Genomic DNA, 18,508 nt, shown 5'->3' on the forward strand with positions numbered 1-18,508 from the left:
TGACGTTCATATCTGTAATCCGACCCGCATCAGCCAGGTTTCAGGCTCGCTGTGCAGACCGGTCGGGGTGTTGAGGCTGCGTTGGTAATCGACATCCACTTGCAGGTTTTTCCAGCCCAGGTTGAGGCCGAGGCTGGCGCCGCTCAGGCGTTGAACCGAGGCGCCGTGGTCGGCCTTGATCCAGCCGTGGTCAAGTCCGATTCGCGGGGTGAGCTGCACGGGAAAATCACTGCGCAGCGGCAGGCGCAAGGTGTTGCGCCAGATCGCACCGCTGGCACCGGACGCGCTGCTGACCCGATAACCGCGCACGGCGGAATCGTCGGTGCCGAGCAGTTGTTCGATCGCCGGCAACGGATCCGGGCTGTACTGCACGTTCAGTTGGCTCTGCCATTGCCAGGCTTGCGCGCCGAGCTGGCCGTTGCGCCACTGGCTGAGGCCGGCGCGGTACTTGCGAAACTGTGCTTTGGGCAGGTTCTTGACCTGATGATCGGCATCGTCGTCGGCACCCAGCCAGCGCAGGCCCTGGGCGTAGTTGAAATCCAGGTTCCACACCGCGCGATCGAGCCAGAACAGATTGAGCCCGGCCTCGGCCACGGTCAGGGTCGGGCTCTGGATACCGAGGCGGACGTTTTCCAGATAGCTGTCGACATCCTTGTGCGCCAGTTGCAGGTTGGCGCTGAGCTGATGGCTCTGGTCGCGCCACAACACGCGGTCGGCGCGCAGGCTGAGCTGATCGGTGATGCCGGTGCTGTGCAGGGTCGCCGCGCTGAGTTTGAACGGTGCGCGATATTCGGCGTGGCTGGCGAAGGTGCTGAACGTCCAGTAACCGTAGGGAATTGCGTAATAGAGGCTGGCGTTGCGGCTGTAGCGGTCGCCCTGATTGAGCGTGTCGCTGGCACTGAGGCTCAACAGGTCGTTGAGTTCGAGCGGACTGTCGAGCGTCAGGCTGAACGTGTCGCGATCGCGGCCGGTGCTGACGCTGCCGAGGTTGTCGAAACCGACCCCGAGTGCCCAGCGCGACTGCCCCGAGGTCCGTGACCGCAAGATGATTTTTGACGCACCGGGCTGACTGCCGGGGGCGATGTCGGCGGTCAGATCCAGCGAGCGCAGACGGTTCAACTGATCCAGCCCCTGCTCCAGATCCCGCAGGTTCAGCGGCTTGCCAAGCATGCCCGGGAATGCACCGCCGAGAGACACCGGCAGGCTCTGGTCGGCCAGTTCGATGGATTCGATGTAGCCTTCGTCGATCAGGATATCCAGCGACTGGCCCGCTGCCGGCGCACTGCTCAGGTACGGCCGGCTGGCGATGTAGCCCTTCTCCACGTACAGCGCAGTGATGGTCGCCAGCAAATGGTTGATCTGGCCGACACCCATACACGGTGCCAGCAGCGGTTTGATCCGGGCGTTGAGCTTGTCCTTATCGATCAGCGTGACACCGCCGATGCGCGTGCCGCTCAAGGGCCAGCAACGTTCGTCAGGTTTGATCGATTCAGCAATGGCCGGGGTGGCAGGCGCCGGGCCGAACGCGCCGCGCTCCAGTTGCCGCTTGCGCTGTTCGAGTTGCAGTTGTTGCAGATCGCGCTGTTGCAGTTGTTGCTGGCGCAGCACTTCCTGGCCCGGGGCTGGAGCTTCGGCGGCGAGAACGCTGGGCGCACACACACTCAACAACAAGGCCGACAACAGCGGGCGAGGCAGGAAACTACAACGGGTAACAGCGCGAATCGAATACGGCACTCAACATCCTTGCAATCAAATGGCTTAATGCCATCCCATCAATTGCAGTGATAGTCAGAGCCTTCCTACACAATTGCAAGACGCTTCCTACGTTGCTTACATTTCTTAAACAAATGCCTTTTTAGCGCGGATCGCCAGCAATAACGCGAGCAAGTTGCAGATCATCAGGGTTTCCCCGAGGGCCTGAGACCACGCTGCCAACATCAATCCCGCACCGATCAGCAGGTAATAAAACAGCCCCAGCAATGCGCCGGCGGTGCCCAAACGATCGGTGTAATTGCTCAGTGCTGCGCCCAGAATGTTCGGGATCGCCATGCCGAACGCCAGTACCACCAGCAGCATCGGCAGCACGAACCAGACATGCGTCTGCAACAGCCACACGCCGATGCCACCGAGTAAACCAGTGAGGGCCGCAAGGCGAATCAACTGCAGCGGCCTGCAACCGATGTGCAGCAAGCGTTTGTTGAGCCATGCTCCAAACCCTGAGGCCAATGCGAGCATCACGCCGCTGTAGCCGAACCATGAACTGCTCAGTCCGAGACGTTCGAACTGAAAAGGCCCGAGGCTGTAATAGCTGAACAATGCGACGTTGAACGATGCAATCCACAGCGCCGAACGCCAGATACGGGGATCGCGCAACATGTCGCCCATGGTTGCGAACAGGCCAACGTAGGTGAGTTGTGGCGGACGGGTTTCCGGCAGGTTGCGCCAACTCCAGATCCACAAGGCCGATGCCAGCAACAGCAGCGCACCGAGCACGCCGCGATAACCGAAGCCCTGAACCAGGCTCGCGCCGCTGAACAAACCGATGGCCGGGCTGGCCGCCAGTGCCATGCCCACCAGAGAAAACACCTGGGCCAGTTCGCTCCCGCGATAGCGGTCACGCAACAGCGTCTGGGTCACCACCGAGCCGACGGCGGCGCCGAATGCCGCCAGCGCCTGGGCCATCAACAAACCGTTGAAACTGCGCACGCTCAAGCCGAGTACACAGGCAACCGCATAAATCGCCAGACCGGCGAGCATCGAGGGCCGCCGGCCAATCCGGTCGCACACCCGGCCCCACGTCACCACACCAAACGCGAAAGCCAGGAAGTACACCGACAGGGTTTGCGCCGCTGCTTGCGGGCCAACATCAAATGCACGGCCGATATCCCCCAGCGCCGGGCTGAACAGGGTCTGGGCGATTTGCGGAAACATCAGCAGCGCAATCGCCAACATCAAAAACTTTCTATGGCTCATCACCATGACTCCTCAACAAAAACGCCGAGGAGTTTAAAAAGAGGCAACTGACGTATTATCCAAACCCTGACAATTTATCGTTGAAATCGGACAACCCATGGCCTGGCTCGAAGCCCACGACCGTTTTGACCCGGATCGCTTCCCTGCGCCGGTAATCGGCATCGCCTCTACCCTCGGCGATCACGACTCCGGCCTGCATCGGCATCAGCGCGGGCAACTGCTCTACACCCGACAGGGCTGCACGCGCATCACGCTGGCGCAGCAGCTGTGTCTGCTGCCGCCGTCGCGGGCGGCGTGGATTCCCGGTGGCGTCACGCATCGGGCGGTGATGCAGCAAAGCGTCGATTACCGCTCCATCTACCTGACACCCGAGTTGTGTCGCGAGCTGCCGCAACAGGTCTGCGTGATCGAGGTCAGCCCGCTGCTGCGCGCCGTGCTGGAACCGATGGCGATGGCCGATTTCGCCACCGATTGGCAGCAGGGCAAATTCGTCCATCTGCTGGGGCTGTGCCTGAGTGAAATCCGTGACGCGGCGCAGCAACCGATGCTGCTGCCGCTGCCGCAAGACAAACGCCTGGCGCCTCTGCTTGCACGCCCCGAGCAACTGCCACCGGAGCTGCAAGTGCTGGAGCAACAGATCGGCGCCAGCAGCCGCACCATCGGCCGGATCTTCCAGAAGGAAACCGGCATGAGCTATCAACAATGGCGCCAGCAATGGCGATTGATGCGCGCCATGGAATTGCTCGCTACCGGGCGCAACCTCGGCTATTGCGCGTTTGAACTGGGTTTCGCCAGCGACAGCGCATTCATTGCGTTCTTCAAGACCATGACCGGCACGACGCCCGGCAACTGGCTGCGATAAGCAAACGACGGCCGGCAGCAAAAATCATTTGCCACAAAATATTACCTGCGTCATATTACAGCCGTAATAACAACCCGTTTTTGCCGGTATCAGCCGCAGGTATTACGCCATGACCAGCATGCCCACCGTTGAACCCGATCTCGCCGTTCCGGTCAGCGCTTCCAAACCTCCCCTGCTCAAACGCCTGCTGTTGCCCACTGCGGGTCTGGCCGCGCTGGTGTTCGCCGGGTTGTACGCCGCGCATTGGTGGGGTGCCGGTCGATTTCTCGAAGAGACCGACGATGCCTACATTGGCGGTGACGTCACGGTGATCGGGCCGAAAGTCGCCGGTTACATCGAAGAAGTGTTGGTCAGCGACAACCAGCCGGTGAAGGCCGGCGACGTGCTGATCCGCCTCGACGCCCGCGACTATCGCGCCAATCTGGCCAAGGCCGAAGGCGCCGTCGCCGCTGAAGAAGCGCTGCTGGCCAACCTCGACGCCACCGAACAACTGCAACAAGCGGTGATCGGTCAGGCCCGCGCCGGCATCGATGCTGCCGGTGCCGAAACCGCCCGTTCCCGGGACGACAACGCACGCTACAAACGCCTGGTGACCACCAATGCAGTCTCGGTGGAAAGTGCGCAACGGGCCGACGCCACCTTCAAGACCGCGCAAGCCTTGAGCGCCAAGGCCCAGGCCGAACTGCTGGCTGCGCAACGCCAACTCACCGTGATCGAAACCCAGAAACAACAGGCCCGCGCCGCCCTCCAGCAAGCCCGGGCCGAGCGTGATCTGGCGCAACTCAACCTTGGTTACACCGAACTGCGCGCCCCGGTCGACGGCGTGATCGGCAACCGCCGCGCGCGGGTCGGCGCCTACGCTCAGGCCGGTTCGCAACAATTGTCGGTGGTGCCGGCCAGCGGTCTGTGGGTCGATGCCAATTTCAAGGAAGACCAGTTGGCGCGGATGAAACCCGGCCAGCGCGTGAGCATCCGTGCCGACGTGTTGTCCGGCCAGGAATTCCACGGTCGCCTCGACAGCCTCGCCCCCGCCACCGGTTCGCAGTTCAGCGTGCTGCCGCCGGAAAACGCCACGGGCAACTTCACCAAGATCGTCCAGCGTGTGCCGGTGCGGATCCTGCTCGACCCCGCCGACGGCGTGCTCGGTCACCTGCGTCCGGGCCTGTCGGTGACGGCTGAAGTCGACACCCGTGCCCAGCCTGAAACCACCGCCGTGGCCAGCGCGCCATGAGCCGCGCCCTCGCCGTCCCTGCGCAGCCGTTCAATGCCGCCGAGATGGCGACGGCAACCAAAGTGTTCGCCTTCGCCACCATGTGCATCGGCATGTTCATCGCGTTGCTGGACATTCAGATCGTCTCGGCCTCGCTGCGGGATATCGGCGGCGGGTTGTCCGCCGGCACCGATGAAACGGCGTGGGTGCAGACCAGTTACCTGATCGCCGAGATCATCGTGATCCCGCTGTCGGGTTGGCTGTCGCGGGTGTTCTCGACCCGCTGGCTGTTCTGCGCCTCGGCCGTCGGTTTCACCCTTGCCAGCCTGTTGTGCGGCGCGGCCTGGAACATCCAGAGCATGATTGCCTTTCGGGCGCTGCAAGGGTTTCTCGGCGGCTCGATGATTCCGTTGGTGTTCACCACGGCGTTCTTTTTCTTCACCGGCAAACAACGGGTGATCGCCGCTGCGACCATCGGTGCAGTGGCCTCGCTGGCGCCGACATTGGGCCCGGTGATCGGTGGCTGGATCACCGACATCTCGTCCTGGCACTGGCTGTTCTACATCAACCTGGTGCCGGGGATTTTCGTCGCCGTAGCGGTGCCGATGCTGGTCAAGATCGATCAGCCGGAACTGTCGCTGCTCAAGGGCGCGGACTATCTGAGCATGGTGTTTCTCGCACTGTTTCTCGGCTGCCTGGAATACACCCTCGAAGAAGGCCCGCGCTGGAACTGGTTCAGCGACCAGACCATCCTGACCACCGCGTGGATCAGCGCCCTGGCCGGTGTGGCGTTCGTTGGCCGCACGCTGCACGTGGCCAATCCGATCGTCGACCTGCGCGCGCTCAAGGATCGCAATTTCGCCCTCGGCTGCTTCTTTTCCTTTGTCACCGGGATCGGCCTGTTCGCGACGATTTACCTGACGCCGCTGTTTCTCGGCCGGGTGCGTGGCTACGGTGCGCTGGACATTGGTCTGGCGGTTTTTTCCACCGGGGTGTTCCAGATCATGGCGATTCCGCTGTACGCCTTTCTGGCCAATCGCATCGATCTGCGCTGGATCATGATGGCGGGCCTGGCGTTGTTTGCATTGTCGATGTGGGAATTCAGTCCGATCACCCACGATTGGGGTGCCGGGCAATTGATGCTGCCGCAAGCCCTGCGCGGGATTGCCCAGCAACTGGCGGTGCCGCCGGCCGTGACGCTGACGCTTGGCGGGCTGGCGCCAGCGCGTTTGAAACACGCCTCGGGCCTGTTCAACCTGATGCGCAACCTGGGCGGTGCGATCGGGATTGCTGCTTGCGCGACCATTCTCAACGACCGCACCAACCTGCACTTCACGCGGTTGGCGGAGCATCTGAACAGCAGCAACGAAGCGTTGAATCAGTGGCTGGCCCAGGTCGGCGGCAACTTCGCCGCACTGGGTCAGAGCGGTGACGTCGGCATCACCGCCGGCCTGCATCAGTTATGGCTGCTGACCTACCGCGAGGCGCAGACCCAAACCTATGGCGACACGTTCCTGATGATCATGGTGTGCTTCGTGATCGCCACGGCGATGGTGCCCTTGATGCGCAAGGTGCAACCACCGGCCGCGCCGAGTGCCGATGCACATTGACCGATCAGGCTTGTGGGGTTTTGCGAAAGCCCACGGCCAGACGGTTCCAGCTGTTGATGGTGCTGATCGCCACGGTCAGGTCGACCATTTCTTTCGGCGAAAACTGGGCAGCGACCGCTTCGTAATCTTCGTCCGGGGCGTGGGTCAGGCTCAGTTGGGTCAGGGATTCGGTCCACAGCAGCGCGGCGCGTTCACGGTCGGTGAAGAACGGGGCTTCGCGCCAGGCCGTCACGGCGAACAATCGACGTGGGGTTTCGCCGCCCTTGATCGCGTCAGTGGTGTGCATGTCGATGCAGAACGCACAGCCATTGATTTGCGAGGCGCGCAGCTTGACCAGTTCGATCAGGGTCTTTTCCAGCGGCAGTTTCGAAACGGCGATTTCCAGGGCGATCATCGCTTTCAGGGCGTCTGGTGAAGCGGTGTAGAAATCGGCACGAGGTTTCATGGTGGTTCTCCGGGGCGAGTGAATGTGTGGCTACGTTAGTCCCGGGGGCGGGTCAGGCAAATAGCCAATCTCCCGGAAGACGAGTAGGCCACTTGGTTGGCGTCAGAAAAGAAAGTGTCGGGGGGCAATTGCCAGCGCTCGTTCCGTGCCACTAGAATGCGATCAATTCTTAATTGCACACTTTTCGCACTCTCGATTGCACCTCTACATTGCAACCAGGCAACGGACGCCCGAAACGAGTATCTGCCCTTCATGTCGTCCCTCGATCAGCCCTTGAATCAGCAAGTCCAGACGCTCTACAGCGAACACCACGGGTGGCTGCAGGGCTGGTTGCAGCGCAAGCTGGGCAATCGCTGCGATGCGGCCGACCTGGCGCACGATACATTCTTGCGCCTGCTGACCCGCCAGGTGATCAAACCGCTGGGCAGCGAACCCCGGGCGCTGTTGACGCACATCGCCAAAGGTCTGGTGATCGACCGCTGGCGCCGTCAGGACATCGAGCGCGCCTACCTGGAAACCATCGCCAGTCTCCCCGCCGACGAGGTGCCGTCGCCGGAGACCCGTTATCTGATTCTCGAAACCCTGTGGCGCATCGAAGCGTTGCTGCGCGAGTTGCCGGCGCAGACCCGCGACACGTTCCTGCTGTCGCAGATCGAAGGCCTGACCTACGCGCAGATCGCCACGCGCCTGAGTGTTTCGCTGATCACCGTGAAACGCCACATGCGCGCCGCGTTCATTGCCTGCCTGAGTGTCGCCTGATGAGTTCGTCGATGATCAATCCGCAGATTCTCGGTGAAGCCGCCGACTGGCTGGTGCAGTTGCATTCGGGCAGCGCCTCGCCGTCCGATCATCAGGCCATCGCCCAGTGGCGCAACCGCAGCACCGAGCACGCCCAGGCCTGGCTGCGGGCCGAAGCGTTGCTGGGGGATTTACGAAGTGTGCCGGCCAATGTGGCGATCCAGACCTTGCAACGGGCTTCGCGCCAAGAAGGCCTCAGCCGTCGTCAGACGCTCACCCGCCTCGGCCTGCTGTTGATGGCGGGACCACTGGGCATCGCCTCGCAACATGTGCCGTGGCAGCAATGGACCGCCGATCAGCGCACCGCCGTCGGCGAGCAAAAAATGCTGCAACTGCCGGACGGCACTCAGTTGCTGCTCAACACCGACAGCGCCGTGAACATCGCTTTCAGCCCGGTCGAGCGCCGGGTCCTGCTGCTCAACGGCGAGGTGCTGATCAACACCGCCAGCGATGCCGCCGCCCGCCCGTTCATGGTCGAAACCCCACAAGGCGTGGCCCGTGCGTTCGGCACGCGGTTCTGCGTGCGCACCGAGGGTTCGCGCAGCCTGGTGTCGGTGCTGGAGGGGCAAGTACAAATCACCCCGGAACTGCTCAAGCAAAATGCAATGCTCAAGGCCGGCGAGCGCCAGCGCTTCAAACTGAACGGCTTCGACAGCGCCGAAACCTTCGACACCGCTAGCCTGGCCTGGGACATAGGCATGCTGCTGGCCAGCAACATGCGCCTGGACGAACTGCTCGGCGAACTGAGCCGCTATCGTCGGGGTGTCTTGCGCTGTCATCCGGACGTCGCGGCGATGCGCGTGTCCGGGGCGTTTTCCCTGCGCGACACCGACGCCAGTCTGCGTCTGCTCAGCGACACCCTGCCGCTGAACATCAACAGCCTGACCCGCTATTGGCTGTCGGTCGAACCCCGTGTCTGAACCCGGTGAAATTATTTTCGATGTTCACTGATACCTTTTCGCGTCTCGTTCGGTGAGTGGATAGACCTTTCAATTCCACGCGCTCGACAGGATCGCCGAATGACCGCATTGCCCACGTCCCGCCCCGCCACTTTCCCGCTCAAGGCCCTGAACCTGAGCCTTGCCCTGGCCTTCGGCGCGCTGCTGCCGACCCTCGGCCACGCCGCCGACAGCACCCGCGAAAGCACCAGCCAAAGTGTCAACATCGGCCCCGGCCTGCTCAGCCATGTGCTGGCGCAATTTGCGGTCAGCGTCGGCGTGCCGTTGTCGTTCGATCCGGCGCAACTGGGCAATCGCCAGAGCCCCGGCCTGCAAGGCAGTTACACCGTGCAGAGCGGTTTTGCCCGCTTGCTGGAAGGCAGCGGTTTCGAGCTGATCAGCACAGGCCACAACGGTTACACCGTAGCCCCGAAAGTCGCGGCGGACGGCGCACTGGAACTGGGCGCCACCAACGTCAGCGCCCTGCGCGATGACAGCGGCGACACCTACGGCGGCGAACAGGTCGCCCGCCGCGCGCAGGTCGGCATGCTCGGCAACCAGGAAGTCAACGACCTGCCCTTCAGCGTCACCAGTTACACCGCCAAGACCATGGCCGATCAACAGGCGCAAACCGTCGGCGACGTGCTGCTCAACGATGCCTCGGTGCGCCAGTCCAACGGCTTCGGCAACTTCTCGCAGATGTTCATGATCCGCGGTCTGCCGCTGGCCTCCGATGACATTTCCTATAACGGCCTCTACGGCGTGCTGCCCCGGCAGATCATCGCCGTCGAAGCGCTGGATCGGGTCGAGCTGTTCAAGGGCCCGAACGCGTTCGTCAACGGCGTGACCCCGAGCGGCAGCGGCATCGGTGGCGGGATAAACCTGCAACCCAAACGCGCCATGGACACGCCGACCCGCAGCGTCACACTCGACTACAGCGCCGACGGTCGGGTCGGCGGGCATCTGGATCTGGGCCAGCGCTTCGGCGAAGACAACCGCTTCGGTGCGCGGGTCAACCTGATGCAGCGCGAAGGTGACACCGCAGTCGATGACGAAGACCAGCGCTCGTCGCTGTTCAGCGTCGGCCTGGACTATCGCGGTGAACGCCTGCGGGTCTCGACCGACTTCGGTTATCAGAAGCAGGTGATCAATCAGGGGCGCTCGGTGATCTATGTCGATTCGAGCCTGACAAAAGCCCCCAAGGTGCCGGACGCCAACGCCAGCTACGCCCAGCGCTGGAGCTATTCGCAACTCGAAGATACCTTCGGCATGGCCCGCGCCGAATATGACCTGAACGACAACTGGACCGCCTACGTGTCCGGTGGTGCCAAGCACACCCGCGAGAACGGTGTTTACTCGTCGCTGACCGTCACCGATCTCAACGGCAGTGCCCGCGGCGGTATGCTTTATTCGCCCCACGACGAGGACAACCAGAGTGCAATGGCCGGGCTCAACGGTCGCTTCGACACCGGTCCCGTTACCCATCAGTTGAACCTCGGTTGGGCCGGCATCTGGGGTGAACAGCGCTCGGCCTACGAAACCATCGGCAGCGCCGGGCGTTACAGCACCAACCTGTACAACGTCACCGACAAGCCGCGCCCGCCCGCCACCTCGTTTGCCAGCGACATCAACGACCCGCGCATCACCGGCAAGAACACCCTGCGCAGCGAGGCGATTTCCGACACTCTCGGCTTCGTCGATGACCGCATCCTGCTGACCCTCGGCGTGCGCCGCCAGGCACTGAAAGTCGACGGCTGGAGCACCGTCACCGGGGCACGCACGTCGAGTTATGACGAATCGATCACCACCCCGGTCTACGGCCTGGTGATCAAGCCGTGGGAACACGTGTCGTTCTACGCCAACCGCATCGAAGGCCTGGCCAAGGGCCCGACGCCGCCGACCACCGCGATCAACCGCGACGAAACCTTCGCCCCGGTGCGCAGCAAACAGGTCGAGGCCGGCGTGCGCCTGGACATGGGCAGCTACGGCGCCAGCCTCGGCGTCTACCGCATCGAACAGCCGTCGAGCTACACCCAGGACGGGATCTTCCGGGTCGACGGCCAGCAGACCAACAAAGGCGTGGAACTCAACGTCTACGGCGAACCGCTCGACGGCCTGCGCCTGCTCAGTGGCGCGACCTTGATGAAGACGGAACTCGAAGGCAGCGCCAACGGCGTGAATGACGGCAACCGCGCCGTCGGGGTGCCGCGCTTCCAGTTCAACCTCGGCGCCGACTGGGACATTCCGGGCCTCGAAGGCGCCGCCCTCAGCGCCCGCATGTTGCGCACCGGCGGACAGTACCTGAACGCGGCCAACACCCAGAGCATTCCGGCGTGGACCCGCTTCGACCTCGGCTCGCGCTACGCCTTCAAACTGGACGAAAAACAGATCACCCTGCGAGCCAATCTGGAAAACGTCGCCAACGAAGCCTACTGGGCCTCGGCCAACGGCGGGTACCTGACCCAAGGCACGCCGCGCACGCTGAAAGTCTCGGCGACCGTGGACTTCTGAGTCACGGCACTTCATCTGCCGCCCCAACGAAAAAGAGCAGGCCGTGGCCTGCTCTTTTTTATGTTGGCGATCAGCGGTCCGAACGCATCAACTCACCAATGCCGCCGTCCATCGACAACACCGCAGCGCGATTGCGACCAGCGTTCTTGGCTTGATACAGCGCCGCATCGGCACGCTGGATGAACAATTCCGGGCTGTCGTTGCCCAGCGGAATGAACGAATAGCAGCCCAGGCTCACGGTGAGATAACCGGTGGGCGAGCCGCTGTGGGTGATGTGTTTGTCCATGACGCTGCGGCGGATCTGCCCGGCAATCGCCAGCGCGCCGTTGATGTCGGTGTCCGGCAACAGCACCGCAAACTCTTCGCCGCCGTAGCGCACCGCCAGATCGGATTTGCGCTGGCAGCAGTTCTTCACCACCAGAGCGACCTGGGTCAGGCAATGATCGCCGGCCACATGGCCGTAGGCATCGTTGTAGCGCTTGAAGAAATCGATATCGAGCATGATCAGACTGACCGGACTCGATTGCCGGGCCCCCCGGGCGAACTCAATCTCCAGCGATTGCTCGAACAGGCGCCGGTTGGCCAGCCCGGTCAGACTGTCGTGAGTGGCAATCAGCTCCAGCGCCCGCTGGGCCTTGAGCAGGTTTTTCTCGATCCGCTCGCCGTCACGCACCTGATGGATGAACACCCAGCCAAACAGCCCAACCCCAAGCATCACCAGCGCCACGATCACGCTGGACTGGAAAGCGCGGTCATGCCAGCCCTTGAGAATCGTGTCCCGCGAGGAAGAGGCAGACACCACCAGCGGATAACTTTCGAGCTGCCGATAACCGTAAAGTCGTGTGACCCCATCGACCACAGAATCGATCATCGCCGTACCGGCGGAGGCATTGGGAAGCAGCGTCTGATAGATCTCGCCCTTGGCCAGCGAGGTACCGATCAACGCATCGTCGAACGGCCGGCGCGCAAGCAAAGTGCCGTCGGTCAGTCCGAGGAACATGGTGCCGTTGTCATCCAGGCTGAAGCTTTTGAAGAACCGGTCGAAGTACGACATCTTGATGCCGGCCAGCAACACGCCCTGGAAATTGCCGGCGCGGTCGTTGACCCGTTTGGAGATCGGGATAATCCAATCACCGTTTTCACGGCTGCGGATCGCCGGGCCGATGTGCGCCACGGCCGACACGTTCTGTTGGTGAAACTTGAAGTACTCGCGATCCGCCACGCCATTGCCACGCGGCAGATCAGGGAATGAGGTGATCACCCACTGCCCTTCGCGATCGAACAGGAACATGCCGTGCAACTGCTCCAGTTGCTGCACCCGGCGCGCGAAGGTTCTCTGCAAACGCGGCTTCTGCGCCGCGCCATAGCCGTCTTCCTGAATCCAGTCGACCAGGCTGGTCATCACCAGATCAGCGGCCAGAAAGGTGTCTTCGGCCTGCTGCGCCATCGCCCGGGTCAGGTTGGCCGAAGACATCTGCGCATTCGCCAGATCCTGCCGGCGCGACTGCTCGATCTGCAAATACAGCAGACCGGACAGGCACAGACACACCGCAACGATGAACAGCACCGCCGCCTTGCGCAGCGGCAAACGCTTGAGTGTGCCGCCGGGGGCCTGATGCGGATCGTGAATGGGGATAGGCAAAAGCGTGTCCTGGGCAGGTACGACAGGGGCAAAGGCCCGAAACCCTTGTTTTTTGTGAGCGTAGCCCACCGGATAGTGCGGGGCAACCAAGTGCCACCGAGACAATCCCGACCCCGTTGATATCGGCGCGCAGCGGAAATGGATGACCTGCGAGGCGATTTATTTTTCAGAGCTCGCCATGCTCTTAATCCACCAATGACGGTTGGGTAGCAACCGAGACGGTAAAGGCCACGACAAACAGCACGACGAGCACCCAGAACATCACCACAAGTATCTGCATGACGACCTTCAGGTTTTTATAAAGCCAGCGCAACCAATGGCCTTCGGGTTTAGCTTCCGAGCGAGTTCTGAGTACGCCGTTCAAATAAAAGCCGAGAAGGGCCAACAGTGCGCCATCAATGAACAGCGCAGGCAGGCCGGCTGAGGGAAAAATGCTTCCCCACCGATAAAATGACGACCGGCTCAGGAACACCACATAACACGTGAGGCTGCCGTAGGGGATGGCTCTCCACCATTTACCGGTCAGTGCTCCGGCCATCAGGCACATCATCACCATGAACGGGTTGAGGAGAATATGGATCATCCAATCCAGTACGTCGGGGAAGTAGCCTGGGGAATTGATGCTGCGCCAGATATATTCAAACATTGTTCAGTTTCTTGCCTTCTATGGAGTCGGTGGTGCTTCCGTGCCGCTGTACGGTATCGGCGTATCCTCGGATGACATAAGCCCTGTCGTGTAAACATAAAAAAACAGGCGCCTGAAAAGGCGCCTGTTTTTGTGGTCGGTTACCGCTCAGGTCAGCGCGACGGCGGAACCCGGATATCCCCTGCCCGGCACTGGGTTTTCACGCCCTTGCCGCAGGCGCCGAATTGCAGGTCCTTGCCCATGCACACCCGTACTTCCGAGAGTTCCGGGCCGCTGCAGATCACGGCGATGCCGTCTGCCGGGATGCCCGGATTGCTCTTGCGGAACAGGTCGGCGATTTCCTGCGCTTCGAAGTAATAAGAGTTGCTGAACGGTTGCAGCTCTTGCGGGATTGTCACCGCCGCCACGGCTTTATCCGCTTCGTCGAAATAGCCCATTGCACCGAGACCGCTGCAGGTGCCGTGCTTGCTCCACTCGTGATCGAGGAGTTTTTTGGTCGGGAACAGCGTCAGGCCCTTGGCGGTTTCGGCGGCCGACAGGTTGGTCAGCGGCGGGCAGGATTCCGGCCAGCCGCCCTTGGCGTATTGCGGCCACAGGCCATGCAGGACAAAACCGTAGCCCTTGCCGGTGCACTGAGGATCATCCTTGTGAGTCAGGCAGAACGTCGGCGACCAGGACAGCGTCAGCAGGTAGTAATCGAACACCCCCGCCACTGACTCCGTGGGTGCCTTGTTGGCATGCGACTGACGCGCCGAACTCAGGCCGATGCTACCGACCGTCAGCGCAATCAGCGCCATAATTGTAAAAAGCTTTTTCATCTTCCCGTTCCTTGGGACGCTGGCGTCCATGGTTTTTGTGATCTGACCGTCAAGTGGTCAGGGGCTGATTGAGTCATGCCAGTGTTGCAAGCGCATGACGCAAGGCAAAGCTGTACTACGTTGAAAGGTCTACGATTAATAAGCAGACACCAAAAACAGGGATCCCGAAATGAGTAAAGCAGACGAACTCGCCGCGAAGCTCAAGCAAACCCGGCACACCCACGCGGACGACATCACCTGCGCCGAACTGGAAATCGATTGCTGGCCGGCGGTGGTCTACGACCTGTATCACCGCATCGAGGGCTGGTTGCAACCGGTCACCGAGGTGGGACTGAAGATTCGGCGAAATCCTACCCATGTTTGCGAAAGTTCGCCGGAAGGCGAAACGCACGACTACGCTATCGACCAATTGATCATCGAGGCCAACCATCACAGCCTGACCTTTGATCCCATCGCGCGGTTCACCGAGGACGGTGCCGGTCGCGTGCAGATCGTCCTGCCGGGCCGGGACACTTCCCTGCTGCGGACCGTCGACGAACACGGCGAGAGTCATTGGTGGTTGCAGACGATCGAGACCGGGCAACAACTGGATGCGATTGCCCTGACGGAAAACAACCTGCTGCTGGTGGTTCAGGAAGGTCTCGGGTTGTAGGACGCTTCACTCCCGTCGCGCCGAGCAATAGTCGACGATCACCCGGGAAACCGCTTCGATCATCTGTGGATCGGCATGACTCGCCGTGAACAGGCGAAACTCCGCGTCCGGCAGCGTCGGCAAACCCAGTTCCACACCGAGCGCCGCCAGGCCTTGCCCCAACTGGCTGGCGGCCATCGGCGCCACCGCGAACCCGGCCAACGCCGCGGCACGCAAGCCAGCGGTGCTGGTGCAGAGCATCGCGGTGCGCTGGGCAATGCCGGCCTGGGCCAGGCGGGTCAACGCGGCTTCGCGATACGGACAGGGTTCGGGGAACAGCGCCAGCGGCAACGGCGTCGGCAATTGGGCGACCGGTTGCGCCGACCACGCCCACACCAGCGGTTCCTGCCACAGCAACAACCCCGGCTCTCGGGTCTCGCACAGCGACCCGATGACCAACTCCAGATTGCCCTGCTTCATCTGGTTCAACAACGTACCGGGAATGTTGACCTGCACATCGATCTCCATGCCCGGATGCTGCGCCGCGCAGTCCTGCAGTGCCCGCAACAACCTTGGCTCGACAAAATCCTCCGACACGCCAATCCGCACCCTTCCCTGAAACGGCGTGCGCGTGAGCTGTGCCCAGGCGTCGCGATTCAGCGCCAGAATCGTGCGCGCATAGGCGATCAAGCGCTCGCCATCCGCCGTCAACTGCTGGGAGCGGGTCGTGCGTTTGAGCAACGGTTTGCCGATCTGCTCTTCCAGCCGTCGCAGATGACCGCTGACCGCCGATTGGGTCAGGTGCAGTTTTTCGGCGGCACGGCTGAAGCCGTCCTCGTCGACAACGGTGACAAAGGTCTTCAACAACAGGGCGTCGAACATAGTTGAATATGTGATCAATGGCCGATTTATTTACAATTTATAGTGAGAAGCCAGCTATGTTGCAATGCCTCGCCTTCCCTAACCGAATGTCGAGGCCCACCGTGACCACCCTCCTGCACATCGAATGCTCACCCCGCAAACAGCGCTCCGCGTCCATTGAAGTGGCGCACCGTTTCATTGAGCGCTATCAGCAAAATGATTCGCAGACCCAGGTTCGCACGCTCGATTTATGGAGCCTGCACCTGCCGGAGTTCGACGAGGACGCGATGAACGCCAAATACGCAGGCCTGAGTGGAACACCGCTGACGCCGTCGCAACAAGCGGCCTGGCAGACCCTCGAAGACCTCGCCGCCCACCTACGCGGGGCCGATGTGCTGGTCTTCTCGGTGCCGCTGTGGAATTTCAGCATTCCCTACAAGCTCAAGCACTTCATCGACCTGGTGTCGCAGAAAGACATCCTCTTCAGCTTCGATCCGGAGCGCGGGTTGCGAGGTTTGCTGCAAGGCAAGAAAGCCGTCGTGGCCTATGCGCGGGGGATGGATTTTTCCGCGCAGTCGATCACGCCGGCCGAGCGTTTCGATTTTCAGAAACCGTACATGGAAGCGTGGCTGGAGTTTATCGGCGTGAGCGATGTGCACACGTTGATTGTCGAGAAAACGATCTTCGGTGAAGAGGTCGATCGCGATTCGCGGTTCGCCGCATCGCAACAAGCTCGGGATCTTGCGGACAACCTCAGCCGCCGAACCTGACACAACTGTAATCCGCGCCTCAGCCAACTGAAAGCCGGCGCTGGTTAGCCTCCCCGTCATTCGTCAAACGGGGACTTCCAGCGCATGCCTTCCACCACCACAAGACGCACCTTCGTCAAAGGCCTGGCCGCCGGCGGTCTGCTCGGCGGCCTCGGTCTGTGGCGTACGCCGGTCTGGGCGTTGAACAGCCCCGGCCAGGTAAATGAGCTCAGCGGTACAGACTTCGAACTGTTCATCGGCGAAACCCCGGTCAACTTCACCGGCCAGCCGCGCACCGCGATGACCATCAACGGCGGCGTGCCCGGCCCGCTGCTGCGCTGGCGCGAAGGCGACACCGTGACCCTGCGGGTGCGCAACCGGCTCAAGGCCGACACCTCGATCCATTGGCACGGCATTCTGCTGCCGGCCAACATGGACGGCGTGCCGGGTTTGAGTTTTCACGGCATCGAACCGGGTGGCGTGTACGTCTATCAATTCACGGTGCGCCAGCACGGCACCTACTGGTATCACAGCCATTCCGGGTTGCAGGAGCAGGCCGGCGTCTATGGGCCGCTGGTGATCGACGCCCGGGAGCCGGAGCCGTTCCACTACGACCGCGAGCATGTGGTGATGCTCAGCGACTGGACCGACGAAGAGCCGGCCAGCCTGATGAAGACCCTGAAAAAGCAGTCCGACTACTACAACTTCCGCAAGCGCACTGTCGGCGATTTCATCCATGACGTCGGCGAAAAAGGCTGGGGCGCCACCGTCGCTGATCGCACGATGTGGGCGCAGATGAAGATGAATCCCACCGACATCGCCGATGTCAGCGGCGCCACGTACACCTTCCTGATGAACGGCCACGCACCGGATTCCAACTGGACGGGGCTGTTCCGGCCCGGTGAAAAGCTGCGTCTGCGGCTGATCAACGGTTCGGCCATGACTTACTTCGACGTGCGTATTCCCGGCTTGAAAATGACCGTGGTCGCCGCTGACGGCCTGCACGTCAAACCGGTCAGCGTCGACGAGTTGCGCATCGCCGTGGCGGAAACCTATGACGTGATCGTCGAGCCCGCTGCCGACGCCTACACCCTGTTCGCCCAGGCCATGGACCGCACCGGCTACGCCCGTGGCACCCTTGCCGCCCGCGCCGGGTTGTCGGCCCCGGTGCCGGCGCTGGACCCGCGCCCGCTGGTGACCATGGACGACATGGGCATGGGCGGCATGGATCATGGCTCGATGGACATGAGCGGCATGGACCACGCCAGCATGAACATGGGCCCGATGCAGTCGCACCCCGACAGCGAAAAAGACAACCCATTGGTGGACATGCAAGCCATGACCACCGCCCCGAAACTCGACGACCCCGGCCTCGGCCTGCGCAACAACGGGCGCCGCGTACTGACCTACGCCGACCTGCGCAGCACCTTCGAAGACCCCGACGGCCGCGAACCTGCCCGCACGATCGAACTGCACCTCACCGGCCACATGGAGAAATTCGCCTGGTCGTTCAACGGCATCAAGTTCTCCGACGCCGAGCCCCTGCGTTTGAAGTACGGCGAGCGCATCCGCCTGGTGCTGGTCAACGACACGATGATGACCCACCCCATCCACCTGCACGGCATGTGGAGCGATCTGGAAGACGAAAACGGCGACTTCCAGGTGCGCAAACACACCATCGACATGCCCCCCGGCACGCGCCGCAGCTATCGCGTGACCGCCGATGCGCTGGGCCGCTGGGCCTTTCACTGTCATCTGCTTTATCACATGGAAATGGGCATGTTCCGTGAAGTGCGGGTGGAAGAATGAGGACG

At 62.1% G+C, this 18,508-nt stretch carries 16 protein-coding genes; 9 read left to right on the forward strand and 7 right to left on the reverse strand.

The features are described 5' to 3' along the window. Positions 1–6: 6 nt before the first annotated feature. Entirely contained in the window at positions 7–1,734 is a 1,728-nt protein-coding gene (locus IF199_RS20160; RefSeq protein ID WP_192558529.1) for a ShlB/FhaC/HecB family hemolysin secretion/activation protein, read from the reverse strand. A gap of 105 nt (positions 1,735–1,839) precedes the next feature. Further along, complete coding sequence (locus IF199_RS20165; RefSeq protein ID WP_192558530.1) at positions 1,840–2,973, reverse strand: MFS transporter; 1,134 nt, start codon at positions 2,971–2,973, stop codon at positions 1,840–1,842. Positions 2,974–3,070: 97 nt separating this feature from the next. Here IF199_RS20165 and IF199_RS20170 point away from each other — a divergent pair, with 97 nt between their 5' ends. From IF199_RS20170 to IF199_RS20180, 3 genes are all read left to right on the forward strand, one after another. After that, positions 3,071–3,835: an AraC family transcriptional regulator gene (locus IF199_RS20170; RefSeq protein WP_192558531.1), complete on the forward strand. Its 765-nt coding sequence runs from the start codon at positions 3,071–3,073 to the stop codon at positions 3,833–3,835. 109 nt (positions 3,836–3,944) lie between these two features. Next, positions 3,945–5,066, forward strand: a complete 1,122-nt coding sequence (locus tag IF199_RS20175; RefSeq protein WP_096822021.1) for an HlyD family secretion protein — start codon at positions 3,945–3,947, stop codon at positions 5,064–5,066. Then, a complete protein-coding gene (locus tag IF199_RS20180) occupies positions 5,063–6,655 on the forward strand; it encodes a DHA2 family efflux MFS transporter permease subunit (protein WP_096822022.1) in 1,593 nt (530 codons plus the stop codon). Before IF199_RS20175 ends, IF199_RS20180 begins: the two co-directional genes overlap by 4 nt. 4 nt (positions 6,656–6,659) lie before the next feature. Here the strand turns inward: IF199_RS20180 and IF199_RS20185 are convergent, their stop codons facing one another. After that, complete coding sequence (locus IF199_RS20185) at positions 6,660–7,100, reverse strand: carboxymuconolactone decarboxylase family protein (protein WP_192558532.1); 441 nt, start codon at positions 7,098–7,100, stop codon at positions 6,660–6,662. A gap of 252 nt (positions 7,101–7,352) precedes the next feature. Here IF199_RS20185 and IF199_RS20190 point away from each other — a divergent pair, with 252 nt between their 5' ends. The 3 genes from IF199_RS20190 to IF199_RS20200 all read left to right on the forward strand — a co-directional run bounded on the left by IF199_RS20190 (position 7,353) and on the right by IF199_RS20200 (position 11,347). Then, positions 7,353–7,859 (forward strand): sigma-70 family RNA polymerase sigma factor, encoded by a 507-nt coding sequence (locus IF199_RS20190; RefSeq protein ID WP_192558533.1) that lies wholly within the window; start codon positions 7,353–7,355, stop codon positions 7,857–7,859. Next, positions 7,859–8,818, forward strand: coding sequence for a FecR domain-containing protein (locus tag IF199_RS20195; RefSeq protein ID WP_192558534.1), 960 nt, complete (start codon positions 7,859–7,861; stop codon positions 8,816–8,818). The genes IF199_RS20190 and IF199_RS20195 overlap by 1 nt, the downstream gene beginning before the upstream one ends. A gap of 99 nt (positions 8,819–8,917) precedes the next feature. Continuing rightward, a complete protein-coding gene (locus IF199_RS20200; RefSeq protein WP_192558535.1) occupies positions 8,918–11,347 on the forward strand; it encodes a TonB-dependent receptor in 2,430 nt (809 codons plus the stop codon). 70 nt (positions 11,348–11,417) lie between these two features. Here IF199_RS20200 and IF199_RS20205 read toward each other — a convergent pair whose 3' ends face one another. The 3 genes from IF199_RS20205 to IF199_RS20215 form a co-directional block, all read right to left on the reverse strand. Next, a complete protein-coding gene (locus IF199_RS20205) occupies positions 11,418–12,989 on the reverse strand; it encodes a sensor domain-containing diguanylate cyclase (RefSeq protein ID WP_096822027.1) in 1,572 nt (523 codons plus the stop codon). A gap of 184 nt (positions 12,990–13,173) precedes the next feature. Further along, a complete protein-coding gene (locus tag IF199_RS20210; RefSeq protein ID WP_192558536.1) occupies positions 13,174–13,635 on the reverse strand; it encodes a hypothetical protein in 462 nt (153 codons plus the stop codon). A 152-nt stretch (positions 13,636–13,787) separates the two neighbouring features. Further along, complete coding sequence (locus IF199_RS20215; protein WP_096822029.1) at positions 13,788–14,453, reverse strand: ribonuclease T2; 666 nt, start codon at positions 14,451–14,453, stop codon at positions 13,788–13,790. Positions 14,454–14,622: 169 nt separating this feature from the next. On the opposite strand from IF199_RS20215, the gene IF199_RS20220 reads away from it, so the two are divergent. Continuing rightward, positions 14,623–15,105, forward strand: a complete 483-nt coding sequence (locus IF199_RS20220) for a hypothetical protein (RefSeq protein ID WP_096822030.1) — start codon at positions 14,623–14,625, stop codon at positions 15,103–15,105. Between the two features lie 6 nt (positions 15,106–15,111). On the opposite strand, the gene IF199_RS20225 is transcribed toward IF199_RS20220, so the two are convergent. Continuing rightward, positions 15,112–15,966 carry a LysR substrate-binding domain-containing protein gene (locus tag IF199_RS20225; RefSeq protein WP_192558537.1) on the reverse strand — a complete coding sequence of 285 codons (855 nt, stop codon included), beginning with the start codon at positions 15,964–15,966 and terminating at the stop codon, positions 15,112–15,114. A gap of 101 nt (positions 15,967–16,067) precedes the next feature. Between IF199_RS20225 and IF199_RS20230 the strand changes: the two genes are divergently transcribed. Both IF199_RS20230 and IF199_RS20235 read left to right on the forward strand, forming a co-directional pair. Then, positions 16,068–16,715 carry an FMN-dependent NADH-azoreductase gene (locus IF199_RS20230; protein WP_192558538.1) on the forward strand — a complete coding sequence of 216 codons (648 nt, stop codon included), beginning with the start codon at positions 16,068–16,070 and terminating at the stop codon, positions 16,713–16,715. 84 nt (positions 16,716–16,799) lie between these two features. Then, a complete protein-coding gene (locus IF199_RS20235; protein WP_192558539.1) occupies positions 16,800–18,503 on the forward strand; it encodes a copper resistance system multicopper oxidase in 1,704 nt (567 codons plus the stop codon). Positions 18,504–18,508 lie beyond the last annotated feature (5 nt).

It is taken from the genome of Pseudomonas allokribbensis, assembly GCF_014863605.1.
GTDB lineage: Bacteria > Pseudomonadota > Gammaproteobacteria > Pseudomonadales > Pseudomonadaceae > Aquipseudomonas > Aquipseudomonas allokribbensis.

Excerpts from the sequence above, each read along its gene's own strand:
- IF199_RS20165 (WP_192558530.1), bottom strand. The coding sequence starts at position 2,973 with ATGAGCCATAGAAAGTTTTTGATGTTGGCGATTGCGCTGCTGATGTTT.
- IF199_RS20170 (WP_192558531.1), top strand. The coding sequence starts at position 3,071 with ATGGCCTGGCTCGAAGCCCACGACCGTTTTGACCCGGATCGCTTCCCT.
- IF199_RS20175 (WP_096822021.1), top strand. The coding sequence starts at position 3,945 with ATGACCAGCATGCCCACCGTTGAACCCGATCTCGCCGTTCCGGTCAGC.
- IF199_RS20180 (WP_096822022.1), top strand. The coding sequence starts at position 5,063 with ATGAGCCGCGCCCTCGCCGTCCCTGCGCAGCCGTTCAATGCCGCCGAG.
- IF199_RS20185 (WP_192558532.1), bottom strand. The coding sequence starts at position 7,100 with ATGAAACCTCGTGCCGATTTCTACACCGCTTCACCAGACGCCCTGAAA.
- IF199_RS20190 (WP_192558533.1), top strand. The coding sequence starts at position 7,353 with ATGTCGTCCCTCGATCAGCCCTTGAATCAGCAAGTCCAGACGCTCTAC.
- IF199_RS20195 (WP_192558534.1), top strand. The coding sequence starts at position 7,859 with ATGAGTTCGTCGATGATCAATCCGCAGATTCTCGGTGAAGCCGCCGAC.
- IF199_RS20200 (WP_192558535.1), top strand. The coding sequence starts at position 8,918 with ATGACCGCATTGCCCACGTCCCGCCCCGCCACTTTCCCGCTCAAGGCC.
- IF199_RS20210 (WP_192558536.1), bottom strand. The coding sequence starts at position 13,635 with ATGTTTGAATATATCTGGCGCAGCATCAATTCCCCAGGCTACTTCCCC.
- IF199_RS20215 (WP_096822029.1), bottom strand. The coding sequence starts at position 14,453 with ATGAAAAAGCTTTTTACAATTATGGCGCTGATTGCGCTGACGGTCGGT.
- IF199_RS20220 (WP_096822030.1), top strand. The coding sequence starts at position 14,623 with ATGAGTAAAGCAGACGAACTCGCCGCGAAGCTCAAGCAAACCCGGCAC.
- IF199_RS20225 (WP_192558537.1), bottom strand. The coding sequence starts at position 15,966 with ATGTTCGACGCCCTGTTGTTGAAGACCTTTGTCACCGTTGTCGACGAG.
- IF199_RS20235 (WP_192558539.1), top strand. The coding sequence starts at position 16,800 with ATGCCTTCCACCACCACAAGACGCACCTTCGTCAAAGGCCTGGCCGCC.